Here is a 24,472-nt window from a genome sequence, read left to right as displayed (position 1 = left end):
AGTTTAGTAGCGACTTTGCTCTTCCTGCCATCTATAAGAATTAGTCGGTTAACGCCAAGTTACTTTCAACGGAGACCTATCTACCAATCGTTTATAACTGTATTTAGGATAACCAACCATAATCCCGCCGGTGACTATTAACTCTTCCGGAATGTCCAATACTTTAAGCAACGGCTGATAGTCAGATCTGGCACACGCCTCGACAAGGCCTGCCCAACACGTTCCTAATGCAAGACTTGGTGCAAACAATTCGGCATACGCAAGAGAAAAATGGGTGTTATCACGCCCACGCGTAAAACTTTTCTCGGCCAGTGCCAGGATAAAGCACGGTGTATTCCGCAAAATAACATCTTGCCCGGTTTTATGATAGTGTTCCACCAAACCGGCAAAATGAGCTGCCGATGGTTCCCGTAGGGCGATTGCTTTATCCATCCAGGCTACCGTGGCTTGGGTAATAGCCTGTAGCGTATCTTTATTATCTATAACCAAGTACTGCACACCTTGTGTATTATTTCCGGTAGGTGCTAACCTGGCAATATCCAGCAGCTTTAGAATTTTGCTTTTTGGAACGGCCTCTTCTTTATACAACCGAATAGAGCGTCTGCCCCGAAGAAAGCTTTCCGCCGTCTCAGCGTTCAACACCGGAGTCTTATCTAACAAAACTTGACTGGTAAGCGGCGCGTGAGCATGATCCAATGCCGCTTGGGGACAGATAGCAACACAGTGACCGCAGGTGATACAGGCAACCCCGGCATCAACCGGAATCCCTTCCTCAGTTATTCTTATATAATTCTTCGGGCAAACCTCGGCACAAATTCCGCAGCCAATACATTTTTTCCGATCCACAGTAAGCAAACTCATTCTAATCCTTCCTTTCCACTTTTTCAATTTCAAACTAATCGTACTACAAAAATATTTTTTCGGTTATTCTTTTTTATTTGCTGAGAACAACGGATTTTCTAGGCTCCATGTCACATGTAAGCTAGATACACTATTTCCTTATTACACGTGTTTTGTAAAGTTGAAGACCTCTTTTGACCAGACCCATGACCACTCCCCAAATGGGCGCAACAACTCCATCAGTTCTTCTCCCCGTTGGGTCAATTGGTAACCATCATTAGTGCGCTCTATAATGTCGACTTCTCTCAGCTCCTTGATACGGGTGTTTAATATTGAAGGGGAGATTGACTCGCACCGTTCCTGAAGTTCTCTGAAGGTAGAAGAGCCAGTCTGTAAATTCCAAATGATACCTAGTGCCCAATTCCTACCTAAAAGATCAAAAAGAGCCATAATTGGGACTCCCGATTGGGATCCTCGAACGGGTTTACCTGGACATGGAATTGACATATTAACTCCTCCTTGAAGTATCTCTCAATATAAATTATAAATTCTATGAAATACCCCTCGTCCGTAAAAGAAGAACGAGGGGGCTTAGGTATATTTATCTTACTTGTTAGCTAATTTTTCAATCAACGTCTGTCCGCCGATACCAATACTATCAGGCTCATACTCCTCAATAAAGACAGTGAAAGCGCTTGCTGGAGAATTGGTAACCTCAACTGCTGCAGCAGTTAATTTCTCAATTAATTCCTTTTTCTTTTCTGCCTGAGTTTTTTTCATTTTTATCGTAATTACTGGCATAACCGCACCTCCTTCCAATATGTATATTTCAGCATGCTGCTACTGATATTATAGCATGCTACTTTTTTTGTAGCAATATTTTTTTGTATTTTAAGGGATAATGACGTAAAATGCAGCATGCAACAAAAAAAGAGAGGGAATTAACAAACGGTATTGACACCGATTTAACCGCCCTCAAAAAGTAGCGTAATCACAGTAAGTAGAAATCCCTCTAGTCGTTTCGTTAATTAATTCTAGTCTCCTTTTATTTACATTACTACGTTATTATCTATTTGATTCATTACTTCAACAACTTCCGGTTTTAGCTGGTGAAGCCACCCGAAACCTTTTAAAACCACACAATGCAAAAAAGCCACGAAATTCGTGGCTTCATAAGTATTCGGAATTTAGATGGTGGAGGCGAGCCGTACCGAATCGTATGTACAACCTCTATTGAATCATACCGCCATAAAGTCTAATGGTCTTGGCTAACCCTGCCTAATAATTGATTAATCCTTTATTGTGAAGACGATTCGCTACCTCAAAAAACTAACTTTCTAATATGAATGATTAGAGAACAGGTAGACTTGCGTCTCTCGGTGAACCATTACTACTACATTGATCGTGCTATCGATTGCCGAACCCCTTGCTTTACTAATCACGTTTATGAATGTCAAAAACATCTGCCATCTAAATGATGGTCTAAAACGTAAACAAGCACTATTTGAACAAAACAAAATATAGTCCACTAACACCTTTAACTCTATAAAGCCGTCACCAAATTAAAACTAGAATCCTGAAATATACATTAGGATTCTAGTTTTTTAGACAATTGTTGAGTTCTATAGACTGCTAAGCTCCTTGGTCGCTCCTTCTCGTGTTATTTTAATATCAATATATGGCATTATCCATCCCTCCGTCTTTTATATCATCCAAACTGTTTTCTAATACCAAATAAGCTTAGAATCAATCTGTTGTAAATTTAAACTCCCTGTTAAGTTCATAACTCTTCGTAGCTCTTCATTCGTACCTGTGATTATTTTTTCTGCACCTTCAGCCGCTCCAACTGCCAGTCCTGCCATTGCTGTTCTGCCGATCAATACACCACTAGCCCCTAGAGCTAATGCCTTAAAAACATCTGTTCCTCTGCTTATCCCACTATCAACGAAAATAGGGATTTTCCCATCAATCACTTTAGCAATGCTTGGTAATATTTTTAGCGGCGGTACTGCATAGTCTAAGGTTGATCCTCCATGGTGAGATACTACAATGGCCGCTGCCCCAACTTCCAGAGCTTTTCTTGCATCCTGTTCACTTAGAACACCTTTCAAGACAAAAGGTAGCTTTGTGGTTTGTACAAAGCTCTTAATTTCAGCAAGAGTTTTAGGTCCCATCAAATCGGAACGTAATACACTATCCCCTATTTTGCCACCAAAGAAAAAGATAATATCCATACCCACTGCAAATGCACCATACTTTTCAGCTTCTGCAATTTTGTCCAATATCAATTCATTATCTTTATAGGGCTTAATTATTTTTATTGTTTTAGCTCCCGTTTCAATAATCGCCTTAAGTTCTTCCCCTTGTCCTATACCTACCCACATAACAGCTCCGGCTTTCTTAGCTCCTTTAGCTAATTCCACCATGGGATTAGGGCAAATTGCCCCTAAACTCGATAAAGGAGCCGTCATCACAGGTGTATCAAATTTTTGCCCGAAAAGTGTCATTTCTGTAGATGCTAATACCGCATCGATCATCCTTGTTTCAATGGTTAGGGAATCTAAATAATCCCGAGTTATCTTGAGTACACTACCAGTTTCGACTCCTGTGCTTAGAAAATTACTTAAACCTAACTCTCTTAATTTTTCATTGCCCTCTGTTAATAATTTACCGATCATAAAAATTCCCCCTCATATGTATTTCCGCCACATGTAGGTTTCAAGTGAAACCTACATGGCTCATTCTCATTGAAATTATCTTAAAAATTGCGTAGGACATGACAGAAAACGGATAGTCGTCTTCAGTATATTCTTTATTATAAAGTGGGCTAATACAAGGGATAGAATCTATTTCACCACGGATAAGTTGGCCTTTACATGAGTGGCATCACTTTTATTATGCCTTTTTCGACACATTGGCGTACGACTTCCGTAATGATATCGTCAACGCTAGTATCTTTAAGTCGTTGTGTTCTAAATTTAGCAAGTAAACTAGCATCAGGCAAGTCTTCATCTGGATTTATACCAACAAACCACATATATGCAAAATTTAATGAGGTTTGCTCTATTACCTTTATATCGGATAAATTATATAAATATTGCAATATGAGAAGCTTTGCCATCATTTCAGGTTCCTTTGCTGGGCGTCCAAAATGCTTACTGTAAGAACCCTCAAGCATCTTGTTTATAAAACTAAAATCTACTACTTGATTGATGCTTTTAAGTATATGGTCGTCAGGGATTTTATCATATAGAATCGAATATAAACTCAATTGTTTCGATTTTGATTTAAGCATGCTAAATCCCCACTTTCTTGGTATAAACAATACCCTCATTATGTCAAATATGGAGTATTTTGCTATGCTTTGACTTTTTCAGCGGTCTCAACCTGTCCCCTCGTCCCTTTTGCAGTTCATCCTCAACGGGTTCTATCTTCAGTAAGTATTTCGGACTTGCCTTAACGGCATCTAACGCTGCCAGCTTCTTGCTGCAGCAGAAGCTGGACGTTCACTAAAGCTGAGAAAGACCGCCATCTACGAAGAGATCCATTCCGGTGCAAAAGCTGCTTTCATCTGAAGCAAGAAAATAGGCGGCGGCGGCAATTTCATCAGCTCGACCTAGTCTTCCAAGCGGTGTGATATTGGCCATCATAACGCGAGCTGCATCTGCTTCCTCTTTAGATTTAAATTGGCCGTCGATGATAGGCGTTTCAGTAGTACCTGGGCTTAAAGTATTGACACGGATCTGACGTGTTTTAAGCTCTGCCGCCCATGCTCGCGCAAACGATCTAACGGCTGCCTTGCTGCCGATATAAACACTTGATCCAGGTAATCCTCTTATACTGAGGCAAGTACCAAGTAAGACAATTGATGAACCGTCCGCTAAGAGTGGTAACGATTTCTGAACCGTAAAAAAGGTTCCCCGTGTATTAATATCAAAAATCCTGTTGTAACTTTCAGCCGTCACATCTTGCAAAAATCTATTCTCAACGATCCCTGCGTTAGCGACTAGCACATCTAGTCTTCCAGCTTTTTGCGCAATCACTTTAAAAAGTGAATCGAGATCAGCAAGATTGCTCACATCGCCTTGCACGCAAGTTATGTTTTCACCCAGTATTTGCTTAGCTTTTTCTAGCTCGGCAATTCGGCGTCCAGTGATAAAAACTTTCGCTCCTTCATCTACAAATCTTTTCGCGATGGCAAAACCGATTCCGGAGCTGCCTCCGGTGACTAGTGCGATTTTTCCTTTAAAATTACTCATAACTGATGATTCTCCTCCATTGCAATTTCTCTTTTGTTTCTTGATTGACTTTATGGTATTATTATATTGTAAAATCAGTTTAATACAAGTACGCAGATTATAATGATAAGGTATGAAAAACAATACCATGTTAAAGGAGACTATGTATGAGCAAGAAGGTTATGGATGAAACATATGCCGTAGGAAATCTACTTTGCCCGATTCGCCATTCTATAGATATTATCGGCGGTAAGTGGAAGCTGCCAATAATCTGTGTGCTCACTAGCGGACTGCCGACAAGGTACAGCACTATCAAGCGCAGACTGACGGGTATCACAAATATGATGCTGGCGCAGTCACTAAAAGAATTGGAATCATATGGTATTGTTCATCGCCAGCAGTACAATGAAGTTCCACCCAGAGTTGAATATACGTTAACTGACAAGGGTAAAAGCATTATTCCACCTTTGATGAAATTGGGCGAATGGGGAGGAAGTCATATGCAAGAGGATAAATTCTGTGTTACCTGCAAATCAATGAAATAGGAGTCTGCTCACTGGCCAGAAGCTTAACCCTTGATATTACGGATTTAAACCGATAAGCATCTGATGCTGGTACTTCACCGCACAAAAAATTGCAGAAGCTGCGGTCAGTGCATCTAATTTGTTTCCATCAGCTGAACAACCTAATTAAAGATGAATAAAATAAATCACAACTTACGCACAAAGCTATGATTGTCACATGGAAATACTTTGATGGCACAAAAAACAACCATTTGTCCTTCATTAGACAAATGGTTGTTTGCTACATTCCTATTATCAAAAAAACAGGCTAAACATGGTGGAGGCGAGAAATTCATTCAATACAATAAAAAAGCCTTGCTCTTCGCCCATAAAGGCAGAAGAATCAAGGCTTTCACTATTTTCAAGTTTTTGTAAAAAAATCCAGATTTACATGGTGGAGGCGAGGATCACCGAACTCCTGTCCGAGAAAGTTAATATCACTTGTCATCGTTATGCCCCAATCCTCCTAACTATCCTAGCACCAATAATTTCCTCATCCCCTATTCAACATCTCATGCAAGGTATAAGTATAATAAGCTGACAGGGCAAATAGTGTAAAATAGGAAACACCCATTTTAAACCTAAATCCAAGATCTGTATCATAATAAGGATTATCGCGGTCTTTCCATACTTCCCAGGCTTTTTTAGTTGCGAGTATGCAAATTAAAATGCCAATAGGATTGAAGTAGTACAGGGAAAAGAAGATCATGACAGGGATACCGATGATCCAAAGTTTTAGCGATATAGCTGTTACGATTCGTCCTCCATCCAATGGGTGGGCTGGAATCAGATTAAATACGGTCAGTAAAAAACCAAAATAAGCTAAAGCAAGGAGTAATCCAGAACCAAGCAGTTCTCCAAAGATAAGGCAAAGGAAGGCACCGAAGGCACCGAACACTGGGCCAGCAATACCAACGATAGATTCGGTCTTGGCATCCTTTGGTTCTTGTTTCATCTGGATGATTGCGCCGATGAAAGGAATAAACATAGGGAGACTTGTGTCGATCCCTAGGCGCCGCGAAGCAGTCAAATGCCCCATTTCATGAATAAATAACAAGAGTACAATCCCTACTGCATATTTCCAGCCATACATATAGGTATATACGATAATCATGAGCAGCATTGACAAACCTGTAGTAAGGAATTTGCCAAATTTAAGGAAGATAAAAATCCCTTTAAAGATTGCCCAGACTTTTCCTGCTTTTAAAAGAAGGAAGAGTCCACCAAAACTAGTGAGCCAGGCCCATTTACTTTTCTTTTTTTCAGGAGGTTCTGGTTCCAATATCGATTCTTTTTTTATTAAATCAAAATCATGATCTTTATGCTCATCCATGATGCAGTAAACTCCTTCCACTATATAAGTTGATTTAAACATTATATATGATAATCGTCAAGAATGGGATATCCTATACCCCATTCTTGACAGAACGGCACTATCCATAAATTTTCTTTAATGCATTATAGATAGCAGCTACTTAGCAATCACAACTCGGTACGATCTGGTATAATTCCTCTCCCATCTCTTTTAAGAAAGGTGAAGGATTTCCATAGTAAAAAAGACTCAGATGATGTAAGGTTCGTGTGCAAATAGTATAAAGGATATGACGTTCTTCCTCATGACGGTAGTTGATGGCATCTGCATTGATCACTAGCACAGCATCAAATTCTAGACCTTTGGCTAGGTAGGAAGGAATAACAACGATACCTTGATGGAAGGCGTCATCTTCATCAATGACAAGATTTAGATCAATATGGGATTTGAGATCAGAAAATATTTTCGTAGATTGATAAGTATTCTTACAAATGATTGCAATTGAGCGCCAACCTTCAGCTAGAATTTCATGGATACGATGAACAAGGGTTGGGATCATATCTTGCATCTTTTCAAGGTGAGTGACGGACGGTAATGCTCCTGAACGGTTGATCGATTGTACTTCTGAGCGACAAGAGAGGATTGCTTGACAAAAAGCCTGAATTTCTTTTGTCGAGCGATAACTCCGTGTCAGACGAAAAGCAACAGATTTTTCCGTACCGATTACTTCACTCATATCTTGGAAACTTGCTGTCTTCAAGCATGGGTGTACGGCTTGAGCAGGGTCTCCCACGACTGTCCATGTGGAATTAGGGAAAAGTATGACAAGTATTTTAAACTGAAGTTTTGTATAATCTTGGGCTTCATCAATAATCAAATGCTTAATATCCCGATTGACGGGGAAACCTTGTAACACTCCTTGAAAATAGATAAAGTTAGGAATATCTTCATATGGCAGGATGCCGTTATTTAAGAAAGTCAGAGTTTGTTTCTGCAGATTTCTCCATTCTTTTGGAAAAACCGTCTTGCAGGCTGAACGTTCAAAGAGCCAGTTCCCTCTAAATAAACGTCGATACTCTGCTAAGGGACTTATTCTTGTCAGTTTATCAATTTTTTCATTGAAAGCACTAAACATTTCTCGCGCAGCTATTCGGGCCAGTGCTTTAATCGTATTTTCATCGACTTCTTCAGCACGTGCAATGATCTCGGCTTCTTTTTCTTTACGCGCAGCATGAAAAAAAGGACGCATTCTAATTTCGATTAAGGTTTTTATTTTTTCTAGGCGAATGGTTACGGGCATACTAGAAAAATTATCTAAGTAATATTGTCGCCATTCTTCTTTACTAAAGATCGTTTGGCCATTAAATGTAATCTCTGGATAATCGTCAATGAGTCGTGTTTGCATCCAATCTAAATGCTCTTGCATAATCTGTTCAAATTGTCCTGATGATTTAAAACGGATATTGTCTGCACGCAGGGCTTGTTCTTGGCCATTCTTATTAGATAGTACGGTTTCTAGGTGAAAGGTTCGTGTTTCAAGTTTTATTGGTAATTGAGTTATGGACTCTGAGACACAGTCATGAAAGGTCTTCTGTAATACATTTTCCTCTCCCATCTCTGGTAGAACATTGGAAATATAATCACTAAATAAATGATTAGGTGACAGAATGAGAACATTCTTTTCATTCAAGATCTCCCGATCCCGATAGAGTAGGAAAGCAATACGGTGCAGGGCTACGGATGTTTTACCACTACCCGCTGGTCCTTCTACAAACAGTGCTCGGTGGTTTGTATCACGAATAATTTGATTTTGCTCTCGTTGAATACTATTGACGATGGTGTGCATTTTATCATCGACACTTTTGCCCAGTATTTCTTGCAAAACTTCATCATCAATTTTAAGATCCGCATTAAACATATAGTGCATGGACCCATTGGCAATTTTGTATTGACGTTTTAAGGTGATTTTGCCGCTGATGGTTCCCACTGAACACTGATAAGAGGCTGCTCCTAGGCCACAATCATAAAACATGCTGGATATAGGGGCTCGCCAATCATAGATGATGAATTCTCCCGTTTCCTCATCCATTAATGTGGCAATACCAATGTATATTTGTTCTTCTGGATAAGTTAAACCACCTTCTTCTTCGATAAAGTCAATTCGTCCGAAATAAGGTGAGTGTAGCATTTTTCTTAGTTTGAGAGGAGTGCTGTGAGTCATACTTGAAAGTGCCCGTTGACGGTTGGCAGTTTCGACGAGTTGTGCTTCATCGCTGCCGCAATTATCCCAATAATTGAGTAAGGTATCCTTTAGTTCAGACTGTTTGACGACACAATCTTGTTCACTGAGGGCAAGTTGTTTTTTTATTTGCTCAAGGGTTACTTCTAACCTTGTGATTTCTGTTTGTCTTTCTTGGTCCTTCATTTTGGCCTCCATTGATCGAAAAATTTAATAGAATAAAAATTACATTGATTTGATAGACCTAGAAAGGTCATAATTAGGATTGTATCACAATACTGTTACTATAGCTATTGTGCTCAAAATCTGAAATTTTTTATGAAAAAAATCACAAGTATCTGAATAAGGATTTATTTGCATAAAAAAGACTTGATTTAGGGACTTAGCTTCTCTACGCTCCCCTTTTAAAAGCTGGGAGCCATAGAGAGACTAAGTCCCTTAGATAAAGGGGATAGTCTAACCCTATTTTTATTTTTTAGTTTTAAAGGCTATCGCCTCGTCAGCAGGTAAGGGGCGACTGAAAATATATCCTTGAATCCGATCACAGTTCAGTGTTTTTAGTAGATTGAATTGCTCTACGGTTTCCACGCCTTCAGCCACAATATGTAAGTCTAAATTATGCCCCATCTGAATAATCGATCCCACCAACTGTAATTGGGTCTGATCGACGCATATGTGATCAATAAAGCTCTTATCAATTTTCAAAATTTTCACAGGTAAGTTTTTTAAATAGGTTAAAGAGGAATAACCCGTTCCAAAATCATCTAAAGCCAACCTTATGCCAAAGTCACGTAGTTGTTCCAAATAGGAAAGGCTTTCATCAACTCTTTCAATTAAAATACTTTCCGTAACTTCCAGCTCCAGTTGTTCAGGTGAAATTCCTGCTGTGGCAATACTAGTATAAACATGCTCGACAAAGTCAGTCGCTAATAATTGTTTTGTGGAGATGTTTACTGCTACCTTTACATTCCCACGCCCCAGATCCTCTAGGCGACGGGCAAATCGGCAAGCTTCTTCGAGCACCCATTTTCCAATTGGTTGGATGAGGCCGCTATGCTCAGCTAAAGGTATAAACTGTAAAGGTGAAATATTGCCATACTCTGCGCTCTGCCAGCGCAATAAAGCTTCAAAACCCACGATTTCAAGACCGTGTACATCTAGCTGAGGTTGGTAATGGAGGTATAATTCTTTACGTTCTAAAGCCCGTCTTAGCCCGTTGGTCCATACCATCTTGTGATAAGCTTCCTCCATTAGCGATGGTTCATAAAATTTCCAGCGATTGCGCCCGGCCTCTTTAGCTGCATACATGGCACTATCCGCTTTTTTCAAAATATCTTCTACATTGTCGGCATCACTAGGGTAAAGTGCGACACCAATACTAGCAGACATATGAAAAGATTGTCCCATGACTTCATAGTCCTGACTTAGGGCTTCAAGAATATTATCGGCGACTTCGGCAGCATGTTTTCGATTTTTATCCCCTGAGACAATTACAATGAATTCATCGCCTCCCTGTCTTGCTACAAAGGCATTTTCACCAACAGCAGCAACGATATGCTGACCGGCAGAAATAATAACACGATCACCGCTGAAATGCCCAAAATTATCATTAATTGTCTTGAGATCATCAAGATCAATAAATAAAACAATCCCTTTGCCTTTACCAGCCCGCGCTTTAGTTAATTCTTTTTCCAACTCCAAATTAAGATTAGCCCTATTGGGTAGTCCGGTAAGTGCATCGTGAAAAGCCCTTTCTCTAATTTGTTCTTGGATATGCAATCTCTCGATCGCTACAGCGGCAAGATCACCAAATTGGCGCATAATCTCTACATCGTCTGTATTAACATAATGTATTTGTTCTTGCCAGCTAGCTACTAAAACTCCCTGCACCTGCCCACCATACTTTAAGGGTATCATAATGATACTCGTCATAGGATCAATAATCGGTTCCTGCATTCGTTGTGGAAATGTCTGATAGTTTTCGACATACAACATCTCACCTGTTTCATAGACTTGTTTTTGCATTCCACCTTCATTGGATGTAAAGTGCTGTATACGTTGTTCATGGAGTCCTGCTCCTTGTTGAATAGTAAACCCCTTGTCTGTAGATTCATACAAACTGATATAGCCATCTGGGGCTTTTACTAATTTTAAAGCACTATTTAAAATTGAATTCAAGAGTCCAGGCATATTGTCGACAGGACCTGTTAAAAGGCTTGTCGAGGCTCTGTATTGCTTTTCTCTGAGTAATAGCTGCTCTTGAGTTTGCTGACGATATGTTATTTCCTCCTGTAACTGTTGATTCATAGTACTTAAAGTTTCATTGATCGCCTGTATCTCTTCATTCATCGCAGTAAGTTCTTCATTGGACGTATAGAGTTCCTGAGTTCTCTCTTCTACCTTATATTCAAGTTTTTCATTAACCTGCCTTAAAGCGACTTCTGCTTTCTTACGCTCAGAGGCTTCTTCTTCTAAAGCTTTATTTTTTTCTGTCATTTCTCCCATCATCGTGAGTAAGTTTGCCGTCATCTGATTAAAATTTCGAGTCAAACTCCCAATCTCATCACTAGACTGAGGCACAAGAGAACTTGCAACCAAATTACCTTCACTAATCTCCCAGGCATAAGCCGCAAGGTCTTGTAATGGCTGAGTCAATCTTTGAGCGGCGAACCAAATGACAAGTCCTACCACACTGATAATAAGGAGCGTAATCATAGTTAACCATTTAGCCATCCGTGTCGCCGGGGCAAAAAACTCTTCTTCAGGTATAACCGTTGCCACCGACCAGCCAGCAAAAGGAACTGAAGAATAAAAAGCAATTTTTTTCTGTCCGTTATAGATATAACTTTTAATCCCAGATCCACCTGACATCATCAATAAACCTAATTCCGCTGTGGAGGAGTCAGGAAGATCGTTGATTTTTTTTTGCATGATATAACTTGGGTCAGGATGATAAACAAAGGTCCCATCTTGTGATAAAAGAATACCATAACCGTTTTGACCCGCCTTAAGACTTTGTGCAATTTTTTGCACATAGTCCAGGGAAATTCCTGCTCCAATCAGTCCTTGTGGAATGCCATTATCATCGATAATCGGCGCAACTGCAAAAATCGTGGGTGCTCCCGAAGTCCGAGACATTAGAGGTGGCGTCAGCTGTGTTCTTCCATCTGACATAATCGATTTAAAATAATCACGATTGCTAATATTCCCTTCAAAAAGCGAATAACCGTTAAGATTTTCTTGAACTGTATGATAGATTCCCTCACGATTGGCAGCATAAATATCACGAAAAATATCAGGATATTTTTGATGCAATGCCTTATTGCGACTCAGATTTAATTGATCAATTTGGTCAAAACCACTATTAATGGTCTTTGCTGCTGGTGTAGACGCAATGGTCTCCGGTTCCATGACGAGCGTTCTGCACCAAGTATCAATACCTTCCGCGGCTTTGTCTGTTGTTGCCAACATACTAGTGGTCAACTCTTGGCGAATGACCTGCTCAATATACCAATGAGCACCAAATCCCAAAGTTAGCAGCCCCACCACCAGTATCGGCATGACCCATAATAGCAATTTATTACGATAAGAGTAATTTTTAAACATGTTGTACCCATCCCCTCAAAATCACCAGGTTAAACTACAGTTATTAGATATCATTTGTAACTTTACCATGAGGATCTATGTGGAGAATTAGATTATATTAACACATATTTTGCGTCGGCGTGGGCCATCAAATTCACAGAAAAAAATGCCCTGCCAAACTCCTAGATATAAACTTTTGTTCAATATAGGGACGCTAACAGATGACCCGATCATAGAAGCTTTTACATGAGCGCGAGAATTTCCTTCACCATGTTTGTAAGTCAGTTTTGGCACCATACAATCCAGTGCTGCTAACATATCCTCTATCACATCGGGATCAGCATTTTCATTGATTGTGACTCCTGCTGTCGTATGGGGTATAAAGATATGACATAGACTGCTCTCTTCTTGACTTTGTCCCAATATTTCTACTACCTGATCTGTGATATTGATGAAACCCTCACAAGGAGTGTTGATGGTAAATTCTTTTATCATAGTTGCTAAAACCTCACCATTAGTTATTTTGTTTTGCTCTTTTATCATTTAATATCCACAAAGTTAAAAAAATGGCTTTATATAAAAATTATCCGTTCTTTAATTGACCGCCAGTTAAATTTTCTTTAAATATGGTGTAATAAACCCAAATTGCATTGATCAATAGTAATGCTCCTGTAAAAAGAAAGACAGACTGGATGCCCAAAGTACCTGCCATTTGTCCACCTAATATCGAGCCGAAAAACATACCTAAAAATTGGGCTGATTGATTATAACCAAAAGCTTGACCTGTAATAGAATCACAGGTACTTCGTTTGACTAGACTATTAATGGAAGGCAATAAGCCTGCCGTTGCCAATCCTAGCATAAAACGAAGTATTCCTAGTTGCAGGGGATTTTCAACAAAAGCTTGAGGGACGAAAAGTAGCCCTGCAACAATCAATGCTGCCAATAATACTTTTTGTGGTCCAATTCGATCGGATATTTTTCCTAGTTTAGGAGCAGCCATAATACTGGCAAAGCCTGAAGCAGCAAAAACTGCACCTGAAATTAGGGCAATATGAGTGTTATCTGATGATAAGTGAGTAATATAAACTGTTATAATAGGCTGTATTGACATAAGGGCTAGTTGCATAACGAGAGTTGTAATGAATAAACAAACGGATACTTTAGGATTGGGAAGGCATTTCCATACTTCACGAAAGCTAAGGCTAGTTTGTTTTCGTGAAGTTTTTTCTTCTTTAACAAACAGAAAAGAGACGATGAATGCAATGAAACACATCGCTCCAATTGCCATAAAATTCTCCCGAAATCCAATGACTTCGGCTAAATATCCTCCGAATAAAGGACCGAGTAAGGTTCCTCCAACTTGGCCGCTAAACAGTACACCAAGTGCCCAACCTGCTTCTCCTGTTGGTGATTCAGAGGCCACTAAGGTTACTACTGCTGATTGAAAGCCTGACATAGCGCCCTGCAGTATACGTAGAGCTGTCAATTGATACACATTGTTTACAAAACCCATGCAAGTCATAATGATTGATAACCACAAACTCGCACGTAAGATCATGGACTTTCGTCCATATTTATCGGCAAATTTACCCCAAATTGGCGAAAAAATAGCAAGACTGATAAAATTACTGCCAAACACGATACCTGACCATTTGGCAATGGACGCTGTATCATGAATGCCAAGATGATCAATATAAAGGGGCAATATGGGAGCCATTTGGCTCATTCCTACGGATACAATGAATACCCCAAACCAACAGGCGTAAAGATTTTTTTTCCAAATTTCCATCGTACCTCTAATTTCCTGCGATCGTCAATGATCTCACTTTAATTGATGGCGATGACACAGTGCTTTTAATTTGCAAATCATTTGCAATGTCTTCAATCTGATATAAGAGTTCATATAAATTACCTGATACCGTTATTTGATTAATAGGACGCCCCTGTTTGCCATTTTCAATGAGAAAACCAATGGCAGACAAGGAAAAATCTCCTGAAACAGTATTAATACCGGCATTGGTACCCTGTAATTCTACAATTAAAATGCCCTGATCTGTTTTTTCAATCAGGTCAGCCAAGGAGATTTGACCTGGCTTTAGATAAACGTTATGCGGTCCTACAGAAACCACTCCACTATATCCGCTTTTAGCAGCATGTCCCGTAGACTCAGCACCCGCTTTTTTGGCGGTTTTTCGATTATGCATAAAGTTAAGCAAAGTTCCGTCTTTAATCAATGCAAGTTTCTTTGTTGGATAACCTTCTGCATCAAAGGCTGCCCCACCAGGAGTATCTTCTTGCCAAGGATCATCGATCAATGTAATATGATCCCCAGCTATTTTTTCACCTAACTTTCCTTGTAAGCGTGAAAAGCCTTTTTCTACGACTTCGCCTGAAAAAATAGAAATAAAGGAATTGATAAGCTCCGTGGCAGTATCATACCGAAAGATAATTGGATAATTTCCCGTTGCGATGGAATCAGCACCTAATTTTGCAACAGCTTCCTGCGCAGCGGTTTCAGCAACTTTTTTGACATTAAGATCAGCGAAATTTTTCAAGGTAAAATCATATTCCCCACCTGTGGTCGTTTGTTTTCCATCACTTGCCATGAGATAAATTCCTGCCGATAGATTAGTGTATGTTGACTGACAATGTAGTCCTTTGGTATTGGCAATGATGGTTTCACCTTCAGATTTTGCAACGCTGGATTGAATTACTTTTTTTACAAGAGCATTGGCGGCAAGGGCTGTATTTTCCATTTCAAAAGCCGCTGCAATGAGGTCTTTTGGTGGAAATTTAGCAATGGATTCTGAGTATCGAGTAAGACTTTCATAATGATCAGCACCTGAGAATAATTCTTCCTGATCATCTAGCTCAATGACCTTAGCATTTTCCATTGCTTCCGTCACCAAGAGATCAATAGACTCTTCATCAAATTTTTCTGTAAAGGAATAACCCATTTTATTATGGTAAAGACCTCGAAAAGAGATACCGCCTTGTTCCGTAATGACATAATTTTTGACTTCCTGATCAACCACCTTGACTGAGGTAGACTTAGTGGAAGAATAAAATATCTCCATTTCGCTAAAGTCACGTTCTTTTCCTTTTGCAAATAATTTTTTTTGAAATTCTTGTATATCCAATTTTATTCCTCCTTTCTTCCGCCGACTGTAAGATCGGCGACTCTTAGCATGGGTTGACCGACGGTCACAGGAACGGTACCACTCATTGATCCACACATACCAATTTCATGTTTTAGATTATTTCCAACCATATCGATTTTCTTTAAGGTATCCATGCCATTGCCAATCAAAGTAGCCCCTTTAATTGCTTCGGCGATTTTTCCGTTACGAATGACATAACCTTCTCGTACATTAAAATTATAATCACCTGTCGCTGTATTCACTGAGCCACCACCCATATATTTAGCATAAATGCCAAATTCCGTGCTGGCGATGATCTCTTCTGGAGTGGACTTTCCTGCATCAATATAGGTATTATTCATTCGAGAGGTAGGAGCATAACGGTAAGATTCCCGGCGGCTGGAGCCTGTAGGAGCCATTCCCATTTTGCGGCCACCCAGTTTATCGATCAGATAACCTTTGAGTATTCCATTTTCAATTAAGAGGTTTCGCTGAGTCGGCATTCCCTCATCATCAATATTCAAAGAACCCCAGCTATTGGTCATTGTCCCATCATCATAGGCTGTGACAAGGGGCGATGCTACTTGTTGTTCTAACTGATCTGAAAATACAGAGGTTTTATAGGCAACACTTGTTGCTTCTAGACCATGACCGCACGCTTCATGAAAGAGAACTCCACCAAATCCATTATCAATGACAACAGGAAACTTGCCGGATGGAGCAAACTTAGCATCGAGTATGGTTTTGGCACTGCGAGCTGCTTCACGAGCATAGGTTTCAATATTGAGTTCATTCATGTATTCCAATCCGCCAAAATAACCCGGTCCGACAAAGCCCGTTTCTTTTTCGTTAGCCCTTGTTGCCATAGCACTAATTGCCATGCGGTTTCGACTGCGAATATCTTCAACGTAAACGCCCTCACTATTGGCGATTAATACATTTTGGACAGAGTCAGCAAAAACAAGATTGGTCTGAGTAATGACTGGATCATATCCTATGGCCGCTTCATGAGCTCTACGCATCCAATTGATTTTTTGTTTTTTGCTGATGCTGCTTGGCATGATTTTGATTTCATGGGCATTTTTTATGATACTTTTGCGTAAATCCATAATGATGTCTTCTTTTTGCCCTATGATTGCTTGTGCCGCACTGCGTGCAACTTTGATCAGATTATCTTCAGTCACGTCATTCGTATAGGCATAGATGGAAAAATGACCTTTGAAAATACGAATGCCAAGGCCAAAATCTCGTCCTGAGATTGCTTTTTCAATCATTCCACCAATCATTGTTAATGAATTACTCGTTTTGTCTTCTAAAAAAAGTTCTGCAAAATCGCCACCTGTCTCCACGGCAGCCGTAAGTACTTTTTCGATTGTTCTTTGTGATAACAAATTATCATTCCTCTTCTCTTATTTCTAACTACTGAATTAAATTCAGTTTTTTACTTATAAAATATATGGTTATTATATCCTATTTCAGAATAACCCATCTGTATACTTCGCTATTTCATCATGAAATCCCCTTTTCTTTTATAAAGTCTGTTTTAAAAAAATAAATCTCCTGAAAAAGCTCTCATTTAGAGTTTTTTCAGGAGATTTTATTGTTCAAATGGTGATCATTTTCTTTTTATAGATTGAGCAAACCATCCGAGTCCACCTAAAATAAAAGGATAGAGCCCAATCCATCCAGTGAAGGAATAAATTGCGATACACATGATCAGGGCCAGCACTACAAAATAGTGCCCAAATCCTTCTCTGGTTAATAATTTTAATGCTGCTGCCATGCCAATAATATATAGGGCAATAAAAATTGTACCAGGAAATTGGATTAAGAGTCCGATCTCTAAATTAAGCCATTCACTCATGATTAATACGGTGACCACAATCGGTAATAAGACCAGTAGTACACGATGTGGAGTTTGAAACTTCTCATGTAAAGAGTTAAAATACTCAGGAAAATCACCCTGACGAGCCTGGGCATAAACCAGACGAGAAAAACCAGCCATATAAGTATGAATTGTACCATAACAAGTAAGAAACCCTAATATCCCAGTGATAGCGCCAGCCCAGTGACCCCACCCTCTGCCAATCATACCAGCGAGAGCCGTTGCATTGGCAGGTCCAAGATAGGCATCAGTGCCGATCGTGGCAAAGACAACGGAAAGATACATAATATTAATAATCACAATCGATACACCTAAGCTTAAAGGAATGTCACGAACCGGATTTTCAAATTCTTCAGCCAAATGTACAACCATTTCCCAGCCGACAAAAGCCCAAAATAACATGGCCATGGACACCCCAATTGGTACGATCCCATGAGGGGCAAAAGGAAAAAAAGCTTTTTCTTCAATATAAGGTAATGCGGAAAATACGGCTGCCAATAATACGGCTGCCACTACACCAATGACTGCAACCTGCACTTTTCCTGATAATTGAATTCCGCGGTAATTAAAGAAGATTGCAATCAATAACATCCCTAAAGCCACCAATAAAACTTGGCGTGAACTTAAGTCAAATAAGGCGCTCAAATAATTGGCTCCAATTAATGCACAAACGGGGGCACCTACAGGCACTGTGCCTAAAAATAATGTGCCAGTGATCGCTCCCGCCCTATCACCAAAAGCTCTTCGTGCATAGGCGGCAATACCACCTGCATCAGGATATCGAGACGCTAGCTGCCCCAATGTCATCGCAAGTGGTATAGATAGCAATCCCATAAGCAGCCAACTCACTAAGGCTGCAGGACCAGCCAACTGGGCCGTTGCAACAGGTAAAATAAGCACCCCTGATCCAAGTACTGCCCCAATCGTAAGAGCCGCTCCTTGCACCCAAGAAATTGATGCTTTCAAATTAGTTTTTGTTCCACTCATAGTAATCATTCCTCCAATCGATAACAGATCTCGACATTTCTTAAGAGGCATCGTATCATGGTAGATATATATCTGTAAAATTGACAGTTTAGATATGTTGGATCAATAAAACTGATAGGAGAGGTATTTTTGATATGGAATTTCGTCAATTACAAGCTTTTTGTACTGTTGCTAATACCTTAAGCTTTACGCGCGCTGCTAATATGTTAGGCTACGCTCAGTCTAGCATTACCAATCAAATACAGCTTCTAGAGAACGAATTGGATACAAAACTCTTTGAACGTTTAGGAAAATCCATCGCATTAACGACTGAAGGGGAATGTTTTTTAACCTATGCAAAACAAATTCTACATCTTTCATTAGAGGGCAAAGAAGCTGTCTCCGGCTCTACCAGCCCCAAAGGTTCTATTACTATTGGAGCCCCAGAATCCTTATGCGTTCTTCGTTTACCCCTGTTATTACAAGAATACCGAAAACGTTATCCTCATGTAAAAATATCACTTAAGACGGGTACTTGCAGTGAATTTGATTACTGGCTGCGAACCCATCTCATTGATATTGCTTTCTTCTTACAACCAGAGGCTTCTCACCCTGAACTAATTACTCATACTCTATTTCGCGACCCAATGGTGATTGCAGCTAGTGCTGATCACCCTCTCATCACCAAAGGCAGCATTCAACCGACAGATTTGCATGGAGAAACTTTAATTTTAAGTGAAAGCGGCTGCAGTTATCGAGTCATTTTAGAAAATATGTTAGCTACCGCTGGTGTATATCCGGCTTCCATTTTAGAATTCAGCAGCGTCAGTGCTATGAAACAATGTGCCATCAGTGGCCTTGGCATCACGCTATTGCCACAGCTTGCTGTAACTGCAGAAATTGCAACAGGTCAATTAGTCAATCTCAATTGGGTAGGACCTGATTTTAATATCTCGGCTCAAGTTGCTTATCATAAAGATAAATGGTTATCCCCTGCTCTGGCGGCTTTTTTCAAATTAACCACAGAAATATTAAAATCATAAAGAAAACTTGACTTCGGTCAAGCCTCAGCGCAGACCAAAGCTTTAGTTGCCCTTACTTGTAATCGAGAAAGTGTTATACTTTCTGATTACGTAAAATAACCTCCTGCATAATTCCACATGGTGAATTCTTGCAGGAGGTTTTATCGAAGAGTTGTATCACTATTATTTTGTAGGCAACAGATCCTCACTGGTAATCTTTTTACTAATCAGTGCATAACTGATTGCGCCAATCAAACAGAGTACCCCACTAACGACAAATACATAATCAAAGGAATTCGTTAGTTTTAATATATATCCTGTTCCAATGGGCGCTAATGTTGCGCCGATAAAGCTAGCAAAATTTTGGATACCGCCAAAAGTCCCCACTGCTTCAGATGGAGTTAAGTCACCGACTAAGGCCCATAAAACGCCCACTCGCAGTGCACCAGCAAATAGACTGATGGTTATTAATACCATGGCCCAAGTCGTATCCTGAATATAGTTGACTGGAATGACTGCAACTGCTGCTAAGATGCACCCTCCCACAGTAGGGACTAAACGTGCACGAATCACATTCATGCCTCTTTTTATTAGATAATCAGATATCCATCCACCAATTGGTACTGCGATAACGCCTGCAATAAATGGAATAGCCGCTACCCAACCAGCCTGGGTCAAACTCATACCTCTATGGGTTGTTAAATAAGTCGGTAACCATGTGAAATATAACCAAAAAACATAAGAACTACCGATGTTGCCAATATTAAACCACCATGATGTGGGATGATTGAATAAAGCCCAGAAATTCACTTTTGCTTTATCTTCTGTTTGAACCAATTGTGTTGCTTTATCATTCATATCTTCTTTGTAATACTTTATCCATAAAAATGCAATCACAAAACCAGTCACACCTAGAGTAATGAACATACCTCTCCAGCCCATCCAAATAAGTAGGAAGGTCAGTAAGGGCGGTGCAAAACCATTTGCAATTTTTGGTCCTAAATTAATAATCGAAGACGCCATTCCTCTCTCTTCTGGTCGAAAATACTGCTGGGTAATCTGCCCGCCAATGATAAAAAATGGTGCCTCGGCAATTCCTAGTATCATTCTGGTTATATACATTGACATGAATCCTTGGACAAATCCTCCAGCGATTGTAGCTAGGGACCAGATAACAATTCCCCACATAAAAATCTTCTTGGTACCAAATTTATCAACAAGCCAACCTGCTGGTAAATTCGCTAATGCATAAGGCCACATAAAGGCAGATAATAGTAACCCCATTTGAACTGGATCAAGACCAAATTCTTGACCAATTGTGGTATTTGCAATGCTCAGATTAACACGATCTAAATAATTAATGACTGATCCTAGTAACATAACAATAACGATTGTCCATCGGTAATCCAGCATCTTACGGTAATTTGCAACTGCTGCTATCATTTTTCTCTCCCTTACATTCAATAATTGTTTTTTAGTTCTTTTAAAACTTTCATGATAGTATTTTTTAACTCTAAAAATACTATCATAACCGTCTTTTCGATTTCCTGCAACTAAGTCTAGATATTTGACACAAAATAAACCAGTCGCCTCTTCAATCATGCGACTGGTTATAGATAGATTACTCATCATTTTATATTCTGCTGAGTTTCACAAAAATATTGAAGTTTCTCCATCCATTGGGATGAGTACATGATCCATGAGTCCTTCTTCTTTTAGATGATTACGTAAATCCGCTCTAGATACAAGGCAATGATTAATGGCTTCCATGTGTACAGCAATAATTTTAGATGTTGAAGCTGCTTGGCAAACTGCTGCAACATCTTCTGCTGTCATTGTAATGGGATCACCAATATTAAAGCGGGCTCCTCCTGCATTGACGACAATGATATTTGGTTGATATGTGTTTATTATTTTTGTTATTTCCTGGAAATAAATAGTGTCTCCAGCAATATATAAAGAGGGTTCTCCTTTGCTTTCTAAGACATAGCCTGAAACAGGAGCCATTTGTGTGGCAATCTCTCCTGTCCCATGTTGTCCAGCAGTACGATGTATGGTGATTCCTTCCCAAAAAAATTCATCCATAATCGGATGTATCCTTAAGAAACCTAATTTTTTTAACTTTTCCTCATCTTCTGGCTGGCACAAGATCTCTATGTTCCGAGGAAGCTGCTCGGCTGCCGCATCATCAAAGTGATCACGATGAGTATGAGTCAGTAATACCCCATCAATATCTTGCCAATCCAATTGAAGAGTCAGCTCAACAAGAGGGTTACGCTGGCTATTTGGAGAATTAACAATGGGTGGCATGACTCCAGCTTCTCCTAACATTGGGTCAACTAATAACTTTTTCCCATTTATTGAAACAAGTAATGTAGCATGACGTAGAAGTTGCACTTCCATTTACAATCACGTCCTTTTGTTATGTTCTGAGTTTATTTTACCATTTGATCTGGCAAAAACCCATTGTGCCATGTAAGAAGATAGAGATTATTTCTTACATCATGAAAGGAATGAATAACATGATTGACCATACGGATCAACAAATTTTAAAATGCCTGCAACAAGATTCCCGTATGCAGTGGCAAGAAATTGGTAAAATCGTTCATTTAACTGGCCAAGCTGTCGCCACGCGCATTCGTCGCATGCAAGACGATGGAATCATTGAAGCTTTTACCATTACTCTTAATTATGAAAAATTATGTAAGCCTATCTCGGCTTTTATTACAGTCTTTATGAACTCATCTAATCATACACCTTTTCGCATATTTATAGAAAACCACAGTGCAGTAGTAGAAGCCCATCGAATCAGTGGTGAGGGTTGTTACTGGTTAAAAATCACTATTGCTGACCAGAAGGAATTGAGTGAATTTCTAGATGGCATATTGCTTTACGGTAATTATCGAGTTAATCTATCAATTGATAAAATAAAGTAAAGGATTGACTAAGAATATCCATGTAGTTTCCTTCTTTCATTTTATATAGGATCAGATTTTAAGTTCTTATTAGTGATTTTCAAAATTTTATAGTAGGTGAATCCTATGGTAAATATTACGTTTGTTATCGTTCCCTTATATGAAGTATAATTTGAGTAGCACCTAGGAAACTATAAAATGAACAAGGATGACTGCATGAAGAAACAATTTTCTCTTACTTTTATCACTCTATTATTGTTATTAATGAGTCCAATATCGGCAACAGTCAATGCTGCCTCTTATGCTATCCCTACCCAAAATCAAGATAGTAGTAAACTTCTAGGATCTCAAAAAAGTTCACTAAAAGGCAAAGTCATTGTTATTGATCCTGGTCATGGCGGTAGTGATACTGGAGCCATCGGTCCTAGTCATATTGCTGAAAAAAACGTAACTCTCACCATAGCCCGTGATCTTCGAAACTTATTGTCTGATGGCGGTGCCAAGGTGATCTTAACTCGGACGTCTGATCAAGATGTTGCTTATGATGGAGCCACAGATATTGATGAACTGCAAGCTCGCGTTGATATCGCGAATCAGGCTAATGCAGATTTATTTATCAGTATTCATGCTGACGCCTTTGCTAATGATGTAAATGGTACAGCCACATATTTTTATCCAGGTAGTAGCGATTCTCTTGCTCGTTTTGTACAAGGAAGTATGATTGGCCAAATGAAGTTGTATGATCGAGGCGTTTTACCTAATGACTATTACGTTCTTAAATATACAAACATGCCATCCATCTTGACAGAAGTTGCGTTTATTTCCAATCCTAAGGAAGAAAAGTTACTTGCGAGCTCTAGTTTTGACAGAAAAGTTGCCCTTGGTATTTTTAATGGAATTAAGAAATATTTCCTTGCCCAATAATAGGTTTTACGTAGCAAAAATAGGAATTGTGATTAGAAAAACGAAGAGGCTGTGGTAAAACTCATGAGTGAGTTATCCATAACCTCTTCGTTTTTCTGTAAATGATCCCTTTATTAATTAACGTAAACTTTTACCAAATAATTGTTTGTCTTTCTGGCGTCTATGAACTTCCTTTTGAAAAATGTATTTGGTGATTTCTTCTTGCTTTTCTTCTGGAAATTCAATGAATTTTATCGCTGTAGTGATCATACCTCGAGGTGTTTTAGGAAATATGACACGGACAATTTCACCTTTGGCCTCAATTGCAATTTCATCAGTAAGGGGCAACAAAATATGAATATCTGAATCCTCAGGCAGTGGCTCCTCTAGAACAACCTGAACCCCACCAGCGCTAAGATCTTTCGTAAAGGTCGTAATTATTTTCTTTTTTTCATCCATAAATTCAATCTTTACATCTAAAGCGATTGACAACCTTACATGTTCACGCCGTTGTACTCTTCTCATATTCATCGGCAAAGAAATTTCCCAAAGATCCTCACCGCAGCTATCTTTGAAACTGATCAGCTCACACTCAAAAAAATACGAGCATCCTTCAGCAGCAATGCGTGCATTTAATATAGTGCCGATCTCAGTTTGCAGAGAGTGACAATAACTCCCCTTCATAAAGGGAGGCGTTATGAGGATCGACCCTTCACTAATTCCTTCAATACGGCTCAGATAGATACTATTTTCTTCAGTTTCTGGATTTTTTTCGAGAATATCAATATCACGTGCTAGCCTTAGAAAATCCATGGACTTAATTCTCCTTTATGACCACTGTAAAAAGCAGCTAACATTTCT

The 24,472-nt window shown here is 39.4% G+C and carries 21 protein-coding genes and 1 pseudogene; 5 read left to right on the top strand and 17 right to left on the bottom strand.

Annotation, left to right across the window (positions count from 1 at the left end; all coding sequences use genetic code 11):
* Positions 1-48 precede the first annotated feature (48 nt).
* From ACAN52_RS17525 to ACAN52_RS17500, 6 genes and pseudogenes are all read right to left on the bottom strand, one after another.
* Entirely contained in the window at positions 49-861 is an 813-nt protein-coding gene (locus ACAN52_RS17525; RefSeq protein WP_378956245.1) for a nitroreductase family protein, read from the bottom strand.
* Positions 862-1,002: 141 nt separating this feature from the next.
* Positions 1,003-1,347 (bottom strand): winged helix-turn-helix transcriptional regulator, encoded by a 345-nt coding sequence (locus tag ACAN52_RS17520; RefSeq protein WP_378956244.1) that lies wholly within the window; start codon positions 1,345-1,347, stop codon positions 1,003-1,005.
* A gap of 99 nt (positions 1,348-1,446) precedes the next feature.
* Positions 1,447-1,641: a 4-oxalocrotonate tautomerase DmpI gene (gene dmpI, locus ACAN52_RS17515; RefSeq protein ID WP_378956243.1), complete on the bottom strand. Its 195-nt coding sequence runs from the start codon at positions 1,639-1,641 to the stop codon at positions 1,447-1,449.
* Positions 1,642-2,564: 923 nt separating this feature from the next.
* The gene (locus ACAN52_RS17510) at positions 2,565-3,518 is read right to left on the bottom strand and encodes an alpha-hydroxy acid oxidase (protein ID WP_378956242.1); all 954 of its coding nucleotides are present in this window, start codon (positions 3,516-3,518) and stop codon (positions 2,565-2,567) included.
* Between the two features lie 212 nt (positions 3,519-3,730).
* Positions 3,731-4,135 (bottom strand): annotated as a pseudogene (locus ACAN52_RS17505) (transposase); the annotation flags it as partial.
* Between the two features lie 214 nt (positions 4,136-4,349).
* Positions 4,350-5,099 carry an SDR family NAD(P)-dependent oxidoreductase gene (locus ACAN52_RS17500; RefSeq protein WP_378956241.1) on the bottom strand — a complete coding sequence of 250 codons (750 nt, stop codon included), beginning with the start codon at positions 5,097-5,099 and terminating at the stop codon, positions 4,350-4,352.
* A 146-nt stretch (positions 5,100-5,245) separates the two neighbouring features.
* Here ACAN52_RS17500 and ACAN52_RS17495 point away from each other — a divergent pair, with 146 nt between their 5' ends.
* On the top strand, positions 5,246-5,623 hold the full coding sequence (locus ACAN52_RS17495; RefSeq protein ID WP_378956240.1) for a winged helix-turn-helix transcriptional regulator: 378 nt from the start codon (positions 5,246-5,248) through the stop codon (positions 5,621-5,623).
* Between the two features lie 210 nt (positions 5,624-5,833).
* Complete coding sequence (locus tag ACAN52_RS17490) at positions 5,834-6,016, top strand: hypothetical protein (RefSeq protein WP_378956239.1); 183 nt, start codon at positions 5,834-5,836, stop codon at positions 6,014-6,016.
* 118 nt (positions 6,017-6,134) lie between these two features.
* Here the strand turns inward: ACAN52_RS17490 and ACAN52_RS17485 are convergent, their stop codons facing one another.
* From ACAN52_RS17485 to ACAN52_RS17450, 8 genes are all read right to left on the bottom strand, one after another.
* Entirely contained in the window at positions 6,135-6,974 is an 840-nt protein-coding gene (locus ACAN52_RS17485; RefSeq protein ID WP_378956238.1) for a site-2 protease family protein, read from the bottom strand.
* A gap of 142 nt (positions 6,975-7,116) precedes the next feature.
* Positions 7,117-9,378 (bottom strand): HelD family protein, encoded by a 2,262-nt coding sequence (locus tag ACAN52_RS17480; protein ID WP_378956237.1) that lies wholly within the window; start codon positions 9,376-9,378, stop codon positions 7,117-7,119.
* A 282-nt stretch (positions 9,379-9,660) separates the two neighbouring features.
* Entirely contained in the window at positions 9,661-12,798 is a 3,138-nt protein-coding gene (locus ACAN52_RS17475) for an EAL domain-containing protein (protein WP_378956236.1), read from the bottom strand.
* Positions 12,799-12,885: 87 nt separating this feature from the next.
* Positions 12,886-13,320: a secondary thiamine-phosphate synthase enzyme YjbQ gene (locus tag ACAN52_RS17470; protein WP_378956234.1), complete on the bottom strand. Its 435-nt coding sequence runs from the start codon at positions 13,318-13,320 to the stop codon at positions 12,886-12,888.
* A 40-nt stretch (positions 13,321-13,360) separates the two neighbouring features.
* Positions 13,361-14,569: a multidrug efflux MFS transporter gene (locus tag ACAN52_RS17465; RefSeq protein WP_378956233.1), complete on the bottom strand. Its 1,209-nt coding sequence runs from the start codon at positions 14,567-14,569 to the stop codon at positions 13,361-13,363.
* A 7-nt stretch (positions 14,570-14,576) separates the two neighbouring features.
* Complete coding sequence (locus tag ACAN52_RS17460) at positions 14,577-15,920, bottom strand: TldD/PmbA family protein (protein WP_378956232.1); 1,344 nt, start codon at positions 15,918-15,920, stop codon at positions 14,577-14,579.
* 2 nt (positions 15,921-15,922) lie between these two features.
* Positions 15,923-17,311, bottom strand: a complete 1,389-nt coding sequence (locus ACAN52_RS17455; protein ID WP_378956231.1) for a TldD/PmbA family protein — start codon at positions 17,309-17,311, stop codon at positions 15,923-15,925.
* 224 nt (positions 17,312-17,535) lie between these two features.
* On the bottom strand, positions 17,536-18,792 hold the full coding sequence (locus ACAN52_RS17450; RefSeq protein WP_378956230.1) for an amino acid permease: 1,257 nt from the start codon (positions 18,790-18,792) through the stop codon (positions 17,536-17,538).
* A gap of 134 nt (positions 18,793-18,926) precedes the next feature.
* Here ACAN52_RS17450 and ACAN52_RS17445 point away from each other — a divergent pair, with 134 nt between their 5' ends.
* Entirely contained in the window at positions 18,927-19,814 is an 888-nt protein-coding gene (locus tag ACAN52_RS17445) for a LysR family transcriptional regulator (protein ID WP_378956229.1), read from the top strand.
* Between the two features lie 162 nt (positions 19,815-19,976).
* Here ACAN52_RS17445 and ACAN52_RS17440 read toward each other — a convergent pair whose 3' ends face one another.
* A complete protein-coding gene (locus ACAN52_RS17440; protein WP_378956227.1) occupies positions 19,977-21,425 on the bottom strand; it encodes an MFS transporter in 1,449 nt (482 codons plus the stop codon).
* 18 nt (positions 21,426-21,443) lie between these two features.
* The gene (locus ACAN52_RS17435) at positions 21,444-22,196 is read right to left on the bottom strand and encodes an MBL fold metallo-hydrolase (RefSeq protein WP_378956226.1); all 753 of its coding nucleotides are present in this window, start codon (positions 22,194-22,196) and stop codon (positions 21,444-21,446) included.
* A gap of 119 nt (positions 22,197-22,315) precedes the next feature.
* On the opposite strand from ACAN52_RS17435, the gene ACAN52_RS17430 reads away from it, so the two are divergent.
* Together ACAN52_RS17430 and ACAN52_RS17425 are read left to right on the top strand one after the other, a co-directional pair.
* Positions 22,316-22,729, top strand: coding sequence for an Lrp/AsnC family transcriptional regulator (locus ACAN52_RS17430; protein ID WP_378956224.1), 414 nt, complete (start codon positions 22,316-22,318; stop codon positions 22,727-22,729).
* Positions 22,730-22,924: 195 nt separating this feature from the next.
* Complete coding sequence (locus ACAN52_RS17425; RefSeq protein WP_378956223.1) at positions 22,925-23,632, top strand: N-acetylmuramoyl-L-alanine amidase; 708 nt, start codon at positions 22,925-22,927, stop codon at positions 23,630-23,632.
* Positions 23,633-23,749: 117 nt separating this feature from the next.
* Here ACAN52_RS17425 and ACAN52_RS17420 read toward each other — a convergent pair whose 3' ends face one another.
* Positions 23,750-24,424 carry a flagellar brake protein gene (locus ACAN52_RS17420; RefSeq protein ID WP_378956222.1) on the bottom strand — a complete coding sequence of 225 codons (675 nt, stop codon included), beginning with the start codon at positions 24,422-24,424 and terminating at the stop codon, positions 23,750-23,752.
* Between the last annotated feature and the right edge of the window lie 48 nt (positions 24,425-24,472).

This window comes from Pelosinus sp. sgz500959, from assembly GCF_042610375.1.
GTDB lineage: Bacteria > Bacillota > Negativicutes > DSM-13327 > DSM-13327 > CTSoil-075.
Note: the sequence above shows the minus strand (reverse complement) of the source record. Positions and strands in the feature narration are given on the sequence as shown.

Excerpts from the sequence above, each read along its gene's own strand:
- ACAN52_RS17420 (WP_378956222.1), bottom strand. The coding sequence starts at position 24,424 with ATGGATTTTCTAAGGCTAGCACGTGATATTGATATTCTCGAAAAAAAT.
- ACAN52_RS17475 (WP_378956236.1), bottom strand. The coding sequence starts at position 12,798 with ATGTTTAAAAATTACTCTTATCGTAATAAATTGCTATTATGGGTCATG.
- ACAN52_RS17445 (WP_378956229.1), top strand. The coding sequence starts at position 18,927 with ATGGAATTTCGTCAATTACAAGCTTTTTGTACTGTTGCTAATACCTTA.
- ACAN52_RS17425 (WP_378956223.1), top strand. The coding sequence starts at position 22,925 with ATGAAGAAACAATTTTCTCTTACTTTTATCACTCTATTATTGTTATTA.
- ACAN52_RS17500 (WP_378956241.1), bottom strand. The coding sequence starts at position 5,099 with ATGAGTAATTTTAAAGGAAAAATCGCACTAGTCACCGGAGGCAGCTCC.
- ACAN52_RS17485 (WP_378956238.1), bottom strand. The coding sequence starts at position 6,974 with ATGGATGAGCATAAAGATCATGATTTTGATTTAATAAAAAAAGAATCG.
- ACAN52_RS17440 (WP_378956227.1), bottom strand. The coding sequence starts at position 21,425 with ATGATGAGTAATCTATCTATAACCAGTCGCATGATTGAAGAGGCGACT.
- ACAN52_RS17435 (WP_378956226.1), bottom strand. The coding sequence starts at position 22,196 with ATGGAAGTGCAACTTCTACGTCATGCTACATTACTTGTTTCAATAAAT.
- ACAN52_RS17465 (WP_378956233.1), bottom strand. The coding sequence starts at position 14,569 with ATGGAAATTTGGAAAAAAAATCTTTACGCCTGTTGGTTTGGGGTATTC.
- ACAN52_RS17520 (WP_378956244.1), bottom strand. The coding sequence starts at position 1,347 with ATGTCAATTCCATGTCCAGGTAAACCCGTTCGAGGATCCCAATCGGGA.
- ACAN52_RS17480 (WP_378956237.1), bottom strand. The coding sequence starts at position 9,378 with ATGAAGGACCAAGAAAGACAAACAGAAATCACAAGGTTAGAAGTAACC.
- ACAN52_RS17470 (WP_378956234.1), bottom strand. The coding sequence starts at position 13,320 with ATGATAAAAGAGCAAAACAAAATAACTAATGGTGAGGTTTTAGCAACT.
- ACAN52_RS17430 (WP_378956224.1), top strand. The coding sequence starts at position 22,316 with ATGATTGACCATACGGATCAACAAATTTTAAAATGCCTGCAACAAGAT.
- ACAN52_RS17495 (WP_378956240.1), top strand. The coding sequence starts at position 5,246 with ATGAGCAAGAAGGTTATGGATGAAACATATGCCGTAGGAAATCTACTT.
- ACAN52_RS17490 (WP_378956239.1), top strand. The coding sequence starts at position 5,834 with ATGGCACAAAAAACAACCATTTGTCCTTCATTAGACAAATGGTTGTTT.
- dmpI (WP_378956243.1), bottom strand. The coding sequence starts at position 1,641 with ATGCCAGTAATTACGATAAAAATGAAAAAAACTCAGGCAGAAAAGAAA.
- ACAN52_RS17450 (WP_378956230.1), bottom strand. The coding sequence starts at position 18,792 with ATGAGTGGAACAAAAACTAATTTGAAAGCATCAATTTCTTGGGTGCAA.
- ACAN52_RS17525 (WP_378956245.1), bottom strand. The coding sequence starts at position 861 with ATGAGTTTGCTTACTGTGGATCGGAAAAAATGTATTGGCTGCGGAATT.
- ACAN52_RS17510 (WP_378956242.1), bottom strand. The coding sequence starts at position 3,518 with ATGATCGGTAAATTATTAACAGAGGGCAATGAAAAATTAAGAGAGTTA.